This window comes from Levilactobacillus senmaizukei DSM 21775 = NBRC 103853 (genome assembly GCF_001592085.1).
Classification (GTDB): domain Bacteria; phylum Bacillota; class Bacilli; order Lactobacillales; family Lactobacillaceae; genus Levilactobacillus; species Levilactobacillus senmaizukei.
Window position 1 is genome coordinate 16,634 of record NZ_BCWD01000003.1, and the last position, 16,202, is coordinate 32,835.

17 protein-coding genes are annotated in these 16,202 nt (G+C 49.4%); all 17 read left to right on the forward strand.

The window, feature by feature from the left end:
- The first annotated feature begins 6 nt into the window (after nt 1-6).
- The 17 genes from mraY (at nt 7) to LSE01S_RS01600 (ending at nt 16,190) form a co-directional block, all read left to right on the forward strand.
- Complete coding sequence (mraY, locus tag LSE01S_RS01520) at nt 7-978, forward strand: phospho-N-acetylmuramoyl-pentapeptide-transferase (protein ID WP_061775871.1); 972 nt, start codon at nt 7-9, stop codon at nt 976-978.
- A gap of 84 nt (nt 979-1,062) precedes the next feature.
- A complete protein-coding gene (gene murD / locus LSE01S_RS01525) occupies nt 1,063-2,442 on the forward strand; it encodes a UDP-N-acetylmuramoyl-L-alanine--D-glutamate ligase (RefSeq protein WP_061775872.1) in 1,380 nt (459 codons plus the stop codon).
- A 1-nt stretch (nt 2,443) separates the two neighbouring features.
- On the forward strand, nt 2,444-3,538 hold the full coding sequence (murG, locus tag LSE01S_RS01530) for an undecaprenyldiphospho-muramoylpentapeptide beta-N-acetylglucosaminyltransferase (RefSeq protein WP_061775873.1): 1,095 nt from the start codon (nt 2,444-2,446) through the stop codon (nt 3,536-3,538).
- 30 nt (nt 3,539-3,568) lie between these two features.
- The gene (locus tag LSE01S_RS01535; protein WP_061775874.1) at nt 3,569-4,426 is read left to right on the forward strand and encodes a cell division protein FtsQ/DivIB; all 858 of its coding nucleotides are present in this window, start codon (nt 3,569-3,571) and stop codon (nt 4,424-4,426) included.
- Between the two features lie 142 nt (nt 4,427-4,568).
- The gene (ftsA, locus tag LSE01S_RS01540) at nt 4,569-5,897 is read left to right on the forward strand and encodes a cell division protein FtsA (RefSeq protein ID WP_061775875.1); all 1,329 of its coding nucleotides are present in this window, start codon (nt 4,569-4,571) and stop codon (nt 5,895-5,897) included.
- A gap of 23 nt (nt 5,898-5,920) precedes the next feature.
- The gene (gene ftsZ, locus LSE01S_RS01545) at nt 5,921-7,183 is read left to right on the forward strand and encodes a cell division protein FtsZ (protein WP_061775876.1); all 1,263 of its coding nucleotides are present in this window, start codon (nt 5,921-5,923) and stop codon (nt 7,181-7,183) included.
- A 38-nt stretch (nt 7,184-7,221) separates the two neighbouring features.
- Complete coding sequence (locus LSE01S_RS01550; protein WP_061775877.1) at nt 7,222-7,653, forward strand: cell division protein SepF; 432 nt, start codon at nt 7,222-7,224, stop codon at nt 7,651-7,653.
- A gap of 12 nt (nt 7,654-7,665) precedes the next feature.
- The gene (locus LSE01S_RS01555; protein WP_061775878.1) at nt 7,666-7,947 is read left to right on the forward strand and encodes a YggT family protein; all 282 of its coding nucleotides are present in this window, start codon (nt 7,666-7,668) and stop codon (nt 7,945-7,947) included.
- A gap of 20 nt (nt 7,948-7,967) precedes the next feature.
- Nucleotides 7,968-8,747, forward strand: a complete 780-nt coding sequence (locus LSE01S_RS01560) for a YlmH family RNA-binding protein (RefSeq protein ID WP_061775879.1) — start codon at nt 7,968-7,970, stop codon at nt 8,745-8,747.
- A gap of 19 nt (nt 8,748-8,766) precedes the next feature.
- Nucleotides 8,767-9,474, forward strand: coding sequence for a DivIVA domain-containing protein (locus LSE01S_RS01565; RefSeq protein ID WP_061775880.1), 708 nt, complete (start codon nt 8,767-8,769; stop codon nt 9,472-9,474).
- Between the two features lie 390 nt (nt 9,475-9,864).
- Nucleotides 9,865-12,678 carry an isoleucine--tRNA ligase gene (gene ileS, locus LSE01S_RS01570; protein ID WP_061775881.1) on the forward strand — a complete coding sequence of 938 codons (2,814 nt, stop codon included), beginning with the start codon at nt 9,865-9,867 and terminating at the stop codon, nt 12,676-12,678.
- Nucleotides 12,679-12,827: 149 nt separating this feature from the next.
- Nucleotides 12,828-13,058 carry a cold-shock protein gene (locus tag LSE01S_RS01575; RefSeq protein ID WP_061775882.1) on the forward strand — a complete coding sequence of 77 codons (231 nt, stop codon included), beginning with the start codon at nt 12,828-12,830 and terminating at the stop codon, nt 13,056-13,058.
- Between the two features lies 1 nt (nt 13,059).
- Nucleotides 13,060-13,602 (forward strand): NUDIX hydrolase, encoded by a 543-nt coding sequence (locus LSE01S_RS01580; RefSeq protein ID WP_061775883.1) that lies wholly within the window; start codon nt 13,060-13,062, stop codon nt 13,600-13,602.
- Nucleotides 13,603-13,611: 9 nt separating this feature from the next.
- Complete coding sequence (locus tag LSE01S_RS01585) at nt 13,612-13,911, forward strand: hypothetical protein (RefSeq protein WP_061775884.1); 300 nt, start codon at nt 13,612-13,614, stop codon at nt 13,909-13,911.
- An 18-nt stretch (nt 13,912-13,929) separates the two neighbouring features.
- Entirely contained in the window at nt 13,930-14,622 is a 693-nt protein-coding gene (locus tag LSE01S_RS01590) for a 5'-methylthioadenosine/adenosylhomocysteine nucleosidase (RefSeq protein WP_061775885.1), read from the forward strand.
- A 97-nt stretch (nt 14,623-14,719) separates the two neighbouring features.
- On the forward strand, nt 14,720-15,844 hold the full coding sequence (locus LSE01S_RS01595; RefSeq protein WP_061775984.1) for a cysteine desulfurase family protein: 1,125 nt from the start codon (nt 14,720-14,722) through the stop codon (nt 15,842-15,844).
- Nucleotide 15,845: 1 nt separating this feature from the next.
- Nucleotides 15,846-16,190: a DUF1831 domain-containing protein gene (locus LSE01S_RS01600; RefSeq protein WP_061775886.1), complete on the forward strand. Its 345-nt coding sequence runs from the start codon at nt 15,846-15,848 to the stop codon at nt 16,188-16,190.
- Nucleotides 16,191-16,202 lie beyond the last annotated feature (12 nt).

The window sequence follows — 16,202 nt, forward strand, 5'->3', positions numbered from 1 at the left end:
TAGAAAATGATGAATGTGATTTTGCCCCTACTGGGTGGTTTTATAATAACGGTGGCATTTATGCCCGCACTAATCCGGTACTTCCGGGCCCGTCATGAGGGACAAATGATTCGAGAGGAAGGCCCCACTTGGCACGAGAAGAAGTCCGGAACCCCAACGATGGGAGGCCTGCTCTTCATCATTGCGATTGTCATCATGACGCTGATAACCAGCTGGAGCGTTTCACCCCATCACATATTGTCCACAACTTGGATTTTATTATTTATCCTGGTTTTGTATGGCGGTTTGGGTGCCTGGGACGACAGCATCAAGCTGTTCCACCGACAAAACGAAGGTCTCAAGGCTTGGCAAAAGCTCTTGGGCCAGATTGTCGGGGCACTGATTCTATTTTGGGTCTACACTCATGAACACTTACCAATGGCTTTGCACATTCCAGGCATGGGTGATTGGACAATGAGTGGTTGGTACGCCATCTTTGTTGTTATTTGGCTCGTTGGGTTCTCGAATGCCGTCAATTTATCTGACGGATTAGATGGACTCGTTAGTGGTTTGGCAAGCATTGCATTTGCGGCGTATGGCATTGTTGCTTGGCACCAAATGCAAATGAACATTGCACTATTTTGTTTTGCCGTAGTTGGCAGTCTGCTTGGGTTCTTAATCTTTAACCATAAACCAGCGAAAATCTTCATGGGCGACACCGGGTCGTTAGCATTAGGTGGTGCCTTGGCGGCGGTAGCGATTCTGTTGCATCATGAATTATCGTTGCTGTGGATTGGTTTAGTCTTTGTGATTGAGACGGCGAGCGTTATGTTGCAGGTAGCCTCATTCAAGTTAACTGGAAAGCGAATCTTTCTAATGAGCCCGATTCATCACCACTTTGAAATGCTCGGGTGGAGCGAATGGAAGATTGACTTCACCTTCTGGACAATTGGGTTGATTACCGCGTTAAGCGGTGTCTGGGTCATCTTAGCAAGATAATCGTCAACTGATGGGCCGACTTGCCTATTAGGTGGAGTGGGTCCTTTTTTAATCATTACAAACTTTCAGAATGGAGTGAACGTTATGAAGCAAGTGACAACGTATACTGGGAAAAAGGTACTTGTTTTAGGGCTAGCCATGAGTGGTGCCAGTGCTGCAAAATTGTTAATGCGTTTAGGTGCTGATGTGACCGTTAGTGATTTGAAGCCACTAGCAGAGAATCCAGAGGCTCAAGCGTTACAAGCCGCGGGGTGTAAGGTGATTACGGGTGAACAAACGCCCGATCAATTGAGCGCTGGCTTTGACCTGATGGTTAAAAACCCTGGGATTTCCTATGACGTTCCTATCGTTAAGCGTGCTTTGGAACTGAAACTTCCGATTGTTGGCGAAATGGAATTAGCCAGCGAGATTGCCGAGGCCGAACTAGTTGCGGTCACTGGGAGTAACGGGAAGACCACGACGACCACCATGATTCAAAAGATGTTGGATCACGATCGGCAAGCAGGTAAAGCCGTTTACGCCGGAAACATTGGTGTACCGGCCTCGAAGGTCGCTCAAGAGGTTTCGGCTGATGATACTTTGGTCTTGGAAATTTCTAGTTTCATGTTGACCGAAACTACGGCTTTTCACCCCCATATTGCGGTCTTAACCAACATTTTCTCCAACCATTTGGATTATCACAAGACACGGGCGAACTATGTGGCTGCTAAGATGAAGATTACAGCTAATCAGACGGCTGACGACTATTTCGTGGTTAACTTTGATAATCCCGAATGGCGTGAACTCAGTCAAAAGTCGGCGGCTCAAGTCGTCCCATTTTCACGAGAGAACAACTCCCAAGAAGGGTCGTACGAGGCCGACGGGACGCTCTACTTCCGCGGTGAGGCTATCATGCCTGCCAGCGAAGTTAAGGTCCCTGGTGACCACAATATCGAAAATGCGCTGGCGGCGATTGCAGTCGCCAAGCTTGAAGGCGTCAGCAACGCAGCCATTGTTGGCGTGTTGCGGAGCTTTGGCGGTGTTCGGCACCGGACCCAATACGTGCTGGAGGCCGAGGGGCGTCAATACTACAATGACTCTAAGGCCACGGACATGGAAGCCACTGAGATGGCACTGAAGGGCTTTAAGGCCCCTGTCGTTCTCTTGGCAGGTGGTTTGGACCGAGGGTACACCTTTGAAAAGATGATTCCAGCCTTCAAGGCGCACGTCAAGGCCATCATTCTCTTCGGGGAAACGGCCAAGTTATTGGAAGACACGGCCAAGGAAGCGGGTATCAAGACCATTAAAATGTCAGAAAATGTTGAAACGGCCGTGCCACTGGCTTATGAATTGAGTGATCCAGGCGACATTATTTTGCTTTCACCGGCGAACGCTAGTTGGGACCAATATCCTAGCTTCGAAGTTCGTGGCGACCGCTTTATTAAAGCCGTCGAAAAATTAACAGGTAAACAGGAGGAAGCATAATATGCGATTAATGGTTTCGGGCGGTGGAACCGGGGGGCATATCTATCCGGCCCTGGCGCTAATAAAAGCTTTAAAGAAACGGGATCCGCAGGCCGAAGTCATGTACGTCGGTTCCGAACGGGGCCTCGAGAGTTCAATTGTGCCGGCCAAGGGAATCCCCTTCCAAAGCACACGGATTCAAGGCTTTAAACGGTCCTTGTCTTTAGAAAATTTCAAAACGGTCTGGCTCTTCTTAAAGAGTGTTCACGCCGCAAAAAAAATGATTCGTGATTTCAAACCAGATGTGGTCATTGGTACTGGCGGTTACGTTTCTGGCGCCGTGGTTTATGCGGCAGCCAAATTACACGTTCCCACGATGATTCACGAACAAAACAGTGTGGTTGGGATTACCAATCGCTTCTTGAGTCGTTACGTCGATCGGATTGCCTATGTCTTTGACGCGGCACTCGATCAACTTCCAGCCAACAAAATGGTGAAGACCGGGAATCCTCGTGCTCAAGAGGCCGCCGAGGTCGTTAGCCATTTCAGTTGGTCCGAGTATCATTTGAAGGACGACGTGCCGACGTTGCTCATCTTTGGTGGTTCTCAAGGAGCCCTTAAGATTAATGCAGCGACGGTTGCTGCCATTCCCTCGTTCAATCAGCGTGATTATCAAGTGGTTTTTGTCACCGGACAGAAGCGCTACGATGGGGTCATGGATCAGTTGAAGACTGTTAAGGTGGCCGATAACGTCGTGGTCAAGCCCTACATTGCGAACATGCCCGAGGTGTTGCCAAAGGTGGCTGCGATTGTTGGCCGGGCCGGAGCTACGAGCTTAGCGGAGATTACGGCGGATGGTTTGCCATCCATCCTGATTCCGAGTCCCTATGTCACGGCCGATCATCAGACCAAGAACGCCCAGTCGTTAGCTACTGTTGGCGCTGCTGAAATTATTACAGAGGCCGACCTGTCCGCGGACACACTGTTGGCCAAGGCTGATCAGCTCATGACCGATGATGCCTTGCGTCAGGACATGGCAGCTGCCTCTAAGCGCCTGGGTGTCCCGGATGCTGCCAATCGCGTCTTAGACGTGGTTCTGTCACTTAAGCGTGGCTAGCGCTAATCAAAACGGCGGGAGGTATGCCACGTGAAGTTTCGGTTAAATCGTCATGATACTAAGCAGCAAAAATCGTTGACGCCTTGGGAAGAATATCAGGAGCAGCAGGCGGAAAAAAAGCGCCAGAAACAGACGCCAAACTGGGTTCATCGAGCCAAACGAATTGGTGATAAGTTGCCACGGTTAAAGCACCAGCGAAACTTAAAGCTGTACCGCCGCTTGGCATTGCTCCTGGGTATTTTCACGGTGGTCATCTTAGCGATGGTTTACCTGGTGTCCCCGCTGAGTCATTTTCAGAAGATTACCGTGCAAGGCACCGAGACGCTGTCTGCCAAACAAGTGCAGCAGGCAGCAGGAGTCCAACCTGGTGATTCAATTTTCAGTGTCACCAGTAAGGAAAGTAAGGTGGCCCAACGAGCCGTGAAACATAATTCACGGATTAAGCGGGCGCGCGTTATATTTGCTAGGCCGAATCATCTCACCATTCGTGTGGTGGAATATGAAACGGCTGGCTATGTGATGCGGGATAATCGGTATGATGAGGTCTTAGAAAACGGGATTATTAGTCATCAATCAGTGTCCCAGCCTAAGAGTGGGACACCGGTATATGGCAATTTCAAGAGCTCAAAAAGTTTACACAAGATGATCTTGCAGTACGCCAAGCTGGATACGGATATTAAACGGAGTATTAGTGAGATTCAGGCGTCACCAACAAAGTCCAATCCCAACCGCCTGCATTTGTTCATGAATGATGGTAATGAAGTTTACGCAACCATTACTAACTTTTCGACTAAGATGGCTTATTACCCAGGCATTGCGGCCAAAATGAAACAGAAGGGTGTTGTCAATTTGGAAGTGGGAGCTTACTCCTATCCTTTCAAGAAATAAATCATTTTGATTGCAGTGGGGAAAAAGCGTCAATTAGGCTTTTTCAAGTCCTAGTAAATGTGGTAAACTGAAAAATAATTAGGAGAAAAAGCGAATTCATGCAGTGTTGATAGATAGATTAACTTAGGAGGTTCCTTTTTCTATGGATAATTCAGGGATGTACGTAGGTCTCGATATAGGAACCACCTCAATAAAAGTCATTGTTGCTGAGAATGTTAAAGGGCAAATGAACGTTATTGGTGTGGGTAACGAACGCTCAAGTGGTGTCAATCGCGGTGTTATCGTGGATATTGACAAGGCCGCTGAAGCCATTCAGCGGGCCGTTCGTCAGGCCGAAGAAAAGGCTAGTATCGAGATTCATGATGTGATTGTGGGAATTCCCGCAAATATGTTAAAAATTGAGCCTTGTAGCGGCATGATTGCTATCGATGACCAGTCTCGTGAAATTACGGGACGGGATGTTCGAAGCGTCGCAACCGCAGCGTTGATTCAAAACTTGTCGCCAGAGCGGGAAGTTGTGGATATCCTAGCCGACGAGTTTGTTGTCGACGGTTTCGATGGGATTAAAGACCCGCGGGGCATGGTTGGTGTCCGCCTCGAGTTGCATGGGACGCTATTCACGGGTCCTAAGACTATCATGCACAATACCCGTAAGGCCGTCGAACAGGCGGGCTTGCACCTGCGGGGAACGGTCATCAATCCGATGGCGCAAGGCATGATGGTCATGAACGATGGTGAGCAAGATTTCGGCACGGTATTGATCGATCTCGGGGGAGGTCAATCAACGGCAGCCGTTATTCACGATCACCAGCTGAAGTACATCGATGTTGACCAAGAAGGGGGCCAATTCATCACGAAGGATATCTCTGTCGTGTTGAATACGTCTTTGGATAGTGCAGAAAAGCTCAAGCGCGACTACGGTTATGCGGACTCAACGCAAGCTAGCGAAGAGGACGAATTCCCAGTCGATGTGGTGGGGCAAAGCCAGCCAACACCGATTTCAGAAAAATACTTAGCAGAAATAATTGAAGCACGGCTGAATCAAGTCTTCGAACGTCTACGGACGAACTTAGATGAGGTCCAAGCCTTAGAATTGCCTGGGGGTATTGTGTTGACCGGTGGGGTTTCGGCTTTACCAGGCATCACGGAACTAGCAACTGAGGAATTTGGCACCCACGTTCGGGTCTACGTCCCGGATCAGATGGGCCTACGTCACCCGTCATTCACTTTGGCGCTGGCGTTTGTTAAATACTTTGGGGGGCTGAGTGAGATCGATCTGCTCATCAAGAGTGCGTTGACCGGCTCCACCCAATTAGCCGACGAAACCGATGAGCTTCGTCAGCGTGAACAAGCCAGTGAGGCTGCGACGACAACGTCCGAACAACCTCGTCAGGCTAAAGCAAAGGCAAGCAAACCCAAGAAGAATCGGTCCGAAGGGTTCAAGAAGTTCTTCAGTGACTTCTTCGACTAACGCGAGATGGAGGAATAAGACAAATGGAATATTCACTAGATTCTGCACAGAATAATGGCGCAGTCATCAAGGTGATTGGTGTCGGTGGCGGTGGCAACAACGCCGTTAACCGGATGATTGCTGAAGATGTTAAGGGTGTCGAATTTATCGTGGCTAACACGGATGTTCAAGCTCTGGAAGCCTCAAAGGCTGAAACCAAGATCCAACTCGGGCCGAAACTGACCAAGGGTCTCGGCGCAGGGGCCAACCCAGAAGTGGGGGCGAAGGCCGCTGAAGAAAGCGAAGAAGCCATCACGGAGGCCCTCGAAGGTGCCGATATGGTCTTCGTGACTGCCGGCATGGGCGGTGGTACCGGTAACGGGGCTGCCCCTATCGTGGCTAAAATCGCCAAGGAGAGCGGTGCACTGACGGTTGGGGTTGTTACCCGGCCATTCAGTTTTGAAGGCCCACGGCGCGGTCGTTTCGCCGCTGAGGGCGTTGCGGCAATGAAGGAGAACGTGGACACGTTAATCGTCATTGCTAACAACCGCTTACTTGAAATTGTCGACAAAAAGACACCAATGATGGAAGCCTTCCAAGAAGCCGACAACGTCTTACGGCAAGGGGTCCAGGGGATCTCTGATCTGATTACGAGCCCCGGCTACGTTAACTTGGACTTTGCCGACGTCAAGACGGTCATGAAGGACCAAGGTTCTGCTTTAATGGGAATTGGCTCTGCTAACGGTGAAAACCGGACCGAGGATGCCACCAAGAAGGCCATTTCTTCACCATTGTTGGAGGTTTCCATCGACGGTGCCGAACAGGTCCTCTTGAACATTACAGGTGGGCCAGACCTGTCCTTGTTTGAAGCTCAAGCTGCTTCACAAATTGTTTCCGATGCTGCTACCAGTGACGTTAACATCATCTTCGGGACGTCCATTGACGAAGACCTGGGTGATGAGGTTCGGGTCACAGTTATTGCGACTGGAATCGATAAGAAGAAGGAAGAACGCGAAGCTGCCCAACATAGTCGGGTTGCCCGGCGTGAAGGTCAGCAACGGGTTACATCTGACGATGACCAAGCCGCTGGCAATGGTCAGAGCCAAGATAAAGACCCATTTGGCAACTGGGATATCCGCGAACCAGCGCACCGTCCAGAGCCTAAGAAGAGTTCTGACAGTGATGAATTTGCCGGCGTTGATAAGCCAGATTTTAATATTTTTAACCCAAGTTCTAACGATACGAGTGCCGCAGATGATCAAAAGAGTGAGGATACCCCACCATTCTTCAAGCGGCGTCGTAAGTAACAATTTGCTTGAATGCGTATTGAGAGGAGTGGCTAACGATGGCGGAGAAGTTTAGTCTAAGCAAGTTTTTTGGAATGAACGATGATTATGACGAAGACTACCAGGACGATCCTGTTCCAGTAGCGAAGCCAGCACCGGCAGCTCCTAGTCGACCAGTTGATAGTCGGAAGGTGGTTGCGATGCATTCAGCCAAGCCAAACACGAGTCACATTGCAATTTGTGAACCACGAATCTACTCGGATGCCAAGTCCATTGCCAAGCAAATCACGGCAGGGGATGCGGTGATCGTGAACTTCGCGCGGGTTGATGAGACCCAGGCCCAACGAATCGTGGATTTTTTAAACGGTACGGCCTATGCCGTGGGTGGCGAAATCCAGCGTATTGGAGAACAAATCTTTCTTTGTGCGCCGCATAACTTTGAGGTTAGTGGCGACGTTGCGGCTAACCTAGGCACTCAGTTCAAGCAATAAAGGAGCGACGTTGTGGTACAAATTGTAACTTTAATCTTTCAAGCACTGATCTGGTTGGTGAGTGCCTACACGGTTCTTATCGTGATTTGGGCCTTGCTCAGTTGGTTACCGGGAGGTTATCAGTCTAAGTTTGGTCAAATTGTCGGGCGGCTCGTCTTGCCGTTCCTACGATACTTTGATTTCATTTCGGTTGGTCCCATTGGTCTTGGGCCGATCGCGGCCATCATTGTGTTGTCGATCGTTCAGAATGGTTTAAGGTACTTGGCACTAATCGTTTTAACACACATGCGATAGCCGTGAGGGAGGTGGCTTGATTGGATGAGAATATTACACAGCATTTTCGGCCAGACGAAGGCCCATTCATTGATGCTGTCGGTGGGTGGATTCAGCAGGTTCAAGACGAATATCGCCCCGTTCTTACCCACTTCTTGAATCCTCGCCAGGTCTATATTGCAACCACGTTGGCTCATCGAGCCGACTTACATATTCGTTTTGATGGTGGGCATACTGGTGCCGAGATGCAGCGTGGGTTGTTTTACCCGGATTATTATGAGCCAGAGGCGGCCGACTTTGAACTGGCGGCCTTAAAGGTTGATTATCCCCTTAAGTTTGCACGACTACATCACAGTCAGGTCTTAGGGACCTTATTGGGTGCTGGTATTGAACGCGAAGTTCTAGGCGATATATTAACCGATGGTGAAGGGTGGCAAGTGATTACTGAACAATCCATGGCGGATTATCTCGTGAGTCAGGTTGACCGGATCGGGAAGGTTAAGTCCCGGTTGAAACCGATGGACTTGGCGGATCTAGTGGTGCCCATGAATGAGTGGGAGAGCGAGAGTGCCACCTTAACGTCACTGCGGTTAGACAATATTGTTGGAACCGGGTTTCATTTGTCCCGACACCGTTCCAAGGAATTAATTGAGGCGGGCCGAGTACGAATCAACTGGGCCGAGACTCAGAAACCGGATTACGATCTTGATGTGGCGGACATTGTTTCCGTCCGTGGCTTTGGTCGAATTCGATTGAATGAAGTCGCAGGTAAAACCAAAAAAGATAAGATTCGGGTCACCTTAGCGGTGCTGAAGAAATAGATGCGGAGGGAACAGTGTTATGGTATTAAGTCCATTAGATATTCATAATAAAGAATTTGGAACCAAGATGCGGGGTTACAATGTTGATGAGGTCAATGATTTTTTGGATCAAGTCATCAAGGACTACCAAATCACGTTAAACAACAATAAGGATTTGGAAGAACAGCTCGATGCTGCCAATGAAAAGTTGAAGTACTTTAACGACCTGAAGGACTCCCTGAACCAATCAATCTTGGTTGCTCAAGAAGCTGCCGATAAGGTTAAGGCTAATTCCCAAAAGGAATCCGAAATCATCATTCGTGAAGCCCAAAAGCAAAGTTCCGACATCGTTTCTGAAGCTACCAATAAAGGCAACCAAATTATGGCTGAAGCTTCCAAGCGAGCTAAGAAGTTAGCGGTTGAAACCGATGATTTGAAGAAGAGTACCCGGGTCTTCCGGCAACGATTGCAGGTTATGCTCGAAAGCCAGTTGGAAGTGGTTAAGTCCAATGATTGGGACAGCTTGTTAAAGGAAGGGTCCATGTCCAGCTACGAAGAAATCAAGAAGGTCGTTGGTGACCGGCTTGACAACGCGGTAGCCCAAGGCGTAGACTCAAATTCAGCGACAGCTGATGACCAACCAGTTGCAGAAGCGCCGGTCACTGATGCCGCCGATGACAGTGGGGAAACCGTCGTTATCTTCCCAGATAACGACGATCCACATTTTGACCACAATAACGATAAATAAAGCGAGAGAAACGCACCCTTAAGAAGCCGGGCCCAGCGAGTCAGCGACAGTGTAAGGCTGACACCGTAACTTCTTGATCGGGTATCATTCTCATAGGTTGATGACTGAAGTGAGTAAGTCATCACGGCTCCGCCCCGTTACGGCGTCCGAGGGAAGGTGTCGCGACACCTTCTGAATTTGGGTGGTACCACGAATGACTTCGTCCCTGCTGGGGCGGAGTCTTTTTGTTTGTGGTTCGCGTGGTTACGTGAATTAAGGCGTAAATGGCGTTCACTTAGTGTGGACCAGTAAGTAGTTTTAGAAGAGGCTGGTTGACCGGTGAGCTGAGGTTAATGGCAACCTGAGCTCACCGGTTCACCAACCGATAAATAATCAAGGAGGACAAACAGTATGCGAGTAAAGGACACATTGAACTTGGGCAAAACTAAATTCAAAATGCGCGGTAACTTGCCGGTTAAAGAAGTTGAACGGCAAAGTCTGTGGGCCGAAAATAAGCTTTATGAAGCCCGGCAAAAGTTAAATGAAGGGAAGCCAACCTTCATTTTGCATGATGGCCCTCCTTACGCCAATGGACCAATTCACATGGGCCATGCGTTGAACAAAATTTCTAAGGACATCATCGTTCGTTACAAGTCGATGAGTGGCTACCGGGCACCCTATGTTCCCGGCTGGGATACTCATGGTTTACCGATTGAACAACAATTGACTAAGGCCGGGTACGACCGGAAGAAGATGTCCACGGCGGACTTCCGTGACCTTTGTCGCGAATACGCTTTGAAGCAGGTTGATTTACAACGCGAAGGGTTCAAACGGTTAGGAGTTTCCGCCGAATGGGATAACCCATACTTAACGTTAAAGCCTGAGTTCGAAGCGGCCGAAGTTCGAGTCTTTGGAGAATTTGCCAAGCGTGGCCTGATCTACAAGGGCAAGAAGCCGGTTTACTGGTCATGGTCATCTGAATCCGCTATGGCGGAAGCCGAGGTCGAATACCATGATGTGACGTCACCATCCGCCTTCTTTGGTGAAAAGGTGGTCGATGGTAAGGGCGTCCTGGACGACGATACTTACATGGTTGTTTGGACAACCACACCTTGGACGATTCCTGCATCAGAGGGGATCACGATCGACGCTGGGATTGAATACGCCGTTGTTCAGCCAGCCGGCGAGGATCGCAAGTTCCTTTTGGCTAAGGACTTAGTTGATGAAAATGCCGAACGGTTTGGTTGGGAAGACGTTAAGGTTTTGAAGACGGTCATGGGCCAGGAGATGGAAAACATTACCGCCCAGCACCCGTTCATCGCTGATCGCAAGTTAGTGGTGATGCTTGGCGACTTCGTGACAACTGAATCTGGGACTGGTTTGGTTCATACTGCTCCAGGACTTGGTGAGGATGACTTTAATGTTGGTGCGCAATACCATCTACCAGTCATCGTGCCAGTTAATGACCAAGGATACATGACCGCAGAGGCTGGTCCCGACTTTGATGGTGTCTTCTATGAAGATGCTAACCAAATTGCCTTGGACAAGCTAAAGGATGCGAATGTCCTACTGAAGTACATGCCTTATGAACATAGCTATCCATTTGATTGGCGGACCAAAAAGCCCGTGATCTTCCGGGCTACACCACAATGGTTTGCCTCAGTTGATAAGATGCGGGATGAGATCTTGGATGCCTTGCAAGACGTTAAGTTCCAACCAGATTGGGGCAAGCGTCGCTTGGAAAACATGATCAAGGACCGTGGCGACTGGGTTATCTCCCGTCAACGGGTCTGGGGTGTGCCATTGCCAATCTTCTATGGTGAAGATGGTGAAGCAATTATCACGCCGGAAACGGTTGACCACGTGGCTGACTTGTTTGGCCAATACGGGTCTAACATTTGGTTTAAGCGCGAGGCTAAGGATCTCTTACCAGCAGGCTTTACCAGTGAGCATTCACCCCACGGTGAATTCACCAAGGAAACTGATATCATGGATGTTTGGTTCGATTCCGGTTCCTCACACCAAGGGGTCTTGGCGGAACGGGATTACCTCGACTTTCCTGCTGACCTATATCTGGAAGGGTCTGACCAATATCGTGGCTGGTTCAACTCTAGCTTAATTACGAGTGTTGCCGCTACTGGTAAGGCACCATACAAGCAAATTGTGTCTCAAGGGTTCACCTTGGACAAGGACGGTCACAAGATGTCCAAGTCACTTGGCAATACGATTGCCCCTTCAGAAATCATCGACAAGATGGGTGCTGACATTGTCCGTCTCTGGGTGGCCTCAGTGGATTCATCGGCTGACATCCGGGTCTCAACGGAAGCCTTTGTCAAGATTTCCGACAGCTACAAGAAACTACGGAACACGATGCGGTACCTGTTGGCAAACACCAGCGACTTCGATCCTGAAAAGGATGCCGTCGACTTTGATCAGTTAACGACGGTTGACCGCCACATGCTGTATCAACTTAACGAATTTACCAAGAGTGTCAAGGCGCATTACGAAAACTATGACTTCTTGAATATCTACAAAGAACTCATCAACTTCGTGGTGACGGACCTGTCCGCATTCTACTTGGACTTTGCCAAGGATGTTTTGTACATCGAGGCTGAAAACAGTCCAGCTCGTCGTTCGATGCAAACGGTGTTCTACCAAATTGCCGTATCGTTGACGAAGCTCATCACGCCAATCTTGCCACATACGGCGGAAGAAATTTGGGGCTTCTTGAAAGAACCAGAAGACTTCGTTCAATTGGCAGAGATGCCGGTTGTCCTCGACATGAACGACAGTGTGGAAGTTGAAGATACCGAGCACAAATCTGCTTGGGACCACTTCATGACTTTACGGAGCCATGTCTTGAAGGCGTTGGAAGAAGCCCGAGATGCTAAGCTGATCGGGAAGGCTGCCGAAGCCCACCTGGACTTGTATCTGGATGCCGACACCAAGGGCCTGCTGAATACCTTGAACGTCGATGTGCAACAGATCTTATTGGTTTCCGGTTTGGACGTGGCTGACCTAGATGCTGCTCCGGCCGATGCTTTAAGCTTTGACCACCTAGCCGTTAAGGTTACACCGGCGACCGGCGAGGTCTGTGAACGTTGTCGTTTGACGAAGGAAGACGTGGGTAGCGATACTGATTACCCTCACTTCTGTGCCCGTTGTGCCGCTATTGTTCGGGAAAACTATCCTGAAACGGCGACCGAAGGCTTTGAGGAAAAATAATGAATTGACTCACAATAGTGAGTGGGCGGTTGGGACCTGGTCCTGACCGCTTTTTTGCTGGTTATGAGATTGAGCTGGTTGTGAAGACCATCGTTTGCGGTCGACCAATCAAGCGAGTATAATTTGTGCTATGTATGGGAGGGAATACCATGTTAACCGGTAAAGTAAAAAGTTATAACGAACAACGGGGGTTTGGCTTCATTACTACTCCTGAAGATGGCGACATCTTTGTCTATTACACTGGCATCGTCGGTGAAGGCGAAGGGTTCCGTAAATTAGAGGCTGGTCAAACGGTTCAGTTCGTGATTGTCGAAGGCAAGCGTGGCCCCCAAGCGGCAAAGGTAACCCCAGTGGTTACCGGGTCGACCGAGGAGGTTTAACATGGACTTAGAAGAACACGTTGAATCAACCGAGGTCCTTTATGACGGCGTGATTGTGAAGTTAGAACGCCAACAAGTGCGGCTGCCAAATGGTGACCAGGCCGCCAGAGAAATCGTTCGTCATTCAGGTGCCGTGGGTGTCTTGGCACTGACGGACGACAATAAAATGATTTTGGAACGACAATGGCGGGCACCAATCGCGGCCGCAACCTTGGAGATCCCGGCAGGAAAGCTAGACAGCCGAGATGCCGATGATGTGGAACACGCCGTGATTCGTGAATTGAACGAAGAGATTCGTTACCAACCCGGCCAATTAAAACGAATTACTGGATTTTATTCTAGCGTCGGTTTTTCCGATGAATACATGACGCTTTTTTTGGCAACGGACTTAACGCCCGTTACCACGAAATTGCCACGGGACCAAGGAGAAAATCTAGAGTTGTTAACCGTCACCAAGGATCAAGCACAAGCAATGATTGCGAGTGGTGAGATTAACGATGCCAAGACAATTACAGCCATCTATTACTGGCTATTACAGAAGTAGGTGAGCGCGATGTATTCAGATGATGAACACGACAATGACCGGCCAAAGACCCGAGCCGACTATCGACGTGAGCAGGAGCAAGCGGAGAAGGACTTTCAGGAACGGGACCGCAAACGGGTTCAGGTTGAAAGAGAGTATGCGCGGACCCACGGTGGTTCGTTGCCGGCTGATGACTCAGGCGACAGCGAACAACGGGTAAAACCGGTTGATGATAGGCAACAACGCTTGGGCCGACGGCTGAACTGGGCCATTTTTTGGCTGGTGTTATTAATTATTGTGGTCTACTTAATTTTGTTTTTTGTGGACTAAGAGGAGTGGAAATTTAGCATGACATTTGGCATTATTTGCGCTATGGAAGAAGAAATCAAGGAACTTCGTGAAGCCCTTGATGGCGCGAAAACAACAGATATTCACGGAATTATTTTTTACTCTGGCACGATCAAGGGCCAACAGGTGGTCATGGTTCGTTCCGGAATTGGTAAAGTCGAGGCGGGCTTAACGACCGCTTTATTAATTACCCAATTCAACGTTGATCTAGTTATCAATTCGGGGTCGGCCGGTGCCTTGGCTGGTGGCCTCAAGATCGGGGACATCGTGGTTTCTACGGAGACGGCCTATCATGATGCCGATGCCCGGGCCTTTGGCTACGAGTATGGTCAATTACCCCAACAACCCGCTCGCTTTGCGGCTTCCGAAAAGTGGGGCAAGGCGATTGTGGCAGCGGCTGGGGAAACGGGTCTGACGACCAAGTTAGGCTTGATTGTTTCCGGTGACCAATTCCTTAACGGCCCAACCGCAGCTAAGACGATTCTTGAATACTTCCCAGATGCCTTATCTGGTGAAATGGAAGGGGCCGCTGTCGGTCAAGTGGCCCATCAATTTGACATTCCTTACGTCGTTGTTCGAGCCATGTCTGACAATGCCGATAATAACTCTGGCGTTGATTTTGATGACTTTATTATTGATGCGGGCCACCGTTCCGCACAGATGTTACTGGCGCTGCTAGCCGATCAGAACTAGCAGACTCATTCAGGAGGTTTTAAAGGTGCAAGAGGTTCATGTAGATAACAATCAGACTGCCCAGGAGATCTACCTGGACAATGCTGCCACGACGCCCATGGCGCCTGAGGTGTTGGCCGAAATGACGGATAAGTTGGCCAACGTCTATGGCAACGCGTCAACGCTTTATGGATTAGGTCGTCAGGCCCACACGCTCATGGAAAATAGTCGTCAGGTTATCGCCGACAGTATTCATGCCGACAGTGATGAAGAGATTATTTTCACGAGTGGTGGGAGTGAAAGTGATAACACGGCCATTACTCAAACGGCGCACACCCGTCAGGCGTTGGGCAAACATATTATTACCACGGCCATCGAACATGAGGCCGTGTTACGACCGTTACACGCCTTAGAAAAAGAGGGCTTCCGGGTAACCTATCTACCGGTCGACGAGCATGGTCGGATTAGCCTGGAAGATTTCAAGGCGGCACTCGATGACGAGACGATCTTAGTGACCATCATGATGGGGAACAACGAGGTTGGGAGCCGGATGCCGATTCATGAAATCGGTGAGATCTTAAAGGACCATCAGGCTTGGTTCCATACGGATGCGGTTCAGGCTTATGGTTCCTTAGACATTGATGTTGACCGCGATCATATCGATATGTTGTCCACGTCGGCCCACAAGATTAATGGGCCTAAGATGATTGGGTTCCTTTACAAGCGTGAAGGGGTTAACTTTCCCAGCTTGATCAAAGGGGGCGACCAAGAAGAGAAACGACGGGCCGGAACTGAAAACGTGCCAGCGATCGCGGCCTTTGCGACCGCCGCTAAGCTCTTGACGCCCGAAGCTAAGGCTGAGAAGCGCGAACGGTTCCATGGCTTCAAAGACCAGGTGGTTCAGGACCTACGCGATAAAGGCGTGGACTTTGAAATTAATGGTTCTCTCGAAGGTGAGAACCTCGAGCACGTCCTGAACCTGTGGATCAAAGGTATTTCAACCTATGTTATGCAGACCAACCTGGATTTGGCAGGCATCGCGGTTTCCGGTGGGTCGGCCTGTACCGCCGGTTCGATCGAACCGTCACACGTCTTGACCGCCATGTTTGGGGCTGACAGTCCGCGGATTGCCGAGTCAATTCGGTTGTCCTTTGGTCGGCAGACGACGAGTGCTGAAATCACCGCATTTGTCGACAACGTGGCCGCAATTGTGGCCAGACTTTCTCACAGCGAGGTGAAGTAAAATGTTATTTGGTAAAACCATGAAAATTGATGGTGACACGGATACTTATGAACTCCATCCCAACATTAAATCCTATGCCTTGAAGGATGTCGGGTTTCAAATTTCAAATGCCGGCAACTATGTGTTGGAACGTTCTGTGGACCCAACGTCTCCTTATAATAAGAATCAGATGTTGCGAGTGACAGTTGCCAAGGATCTGAGTGGATTCAAGATGGCCACGACGAATGCTTCCGGTAACAGCCGCGTCAACATCTTCAAGGGCACACATGCTGAGGGTAATGTGGAACAATATCATTTTATCCTGCAGAACTTAATTGACCGCGAGATTCTACAAATCAAAGCTTAATTGATTAAGTCT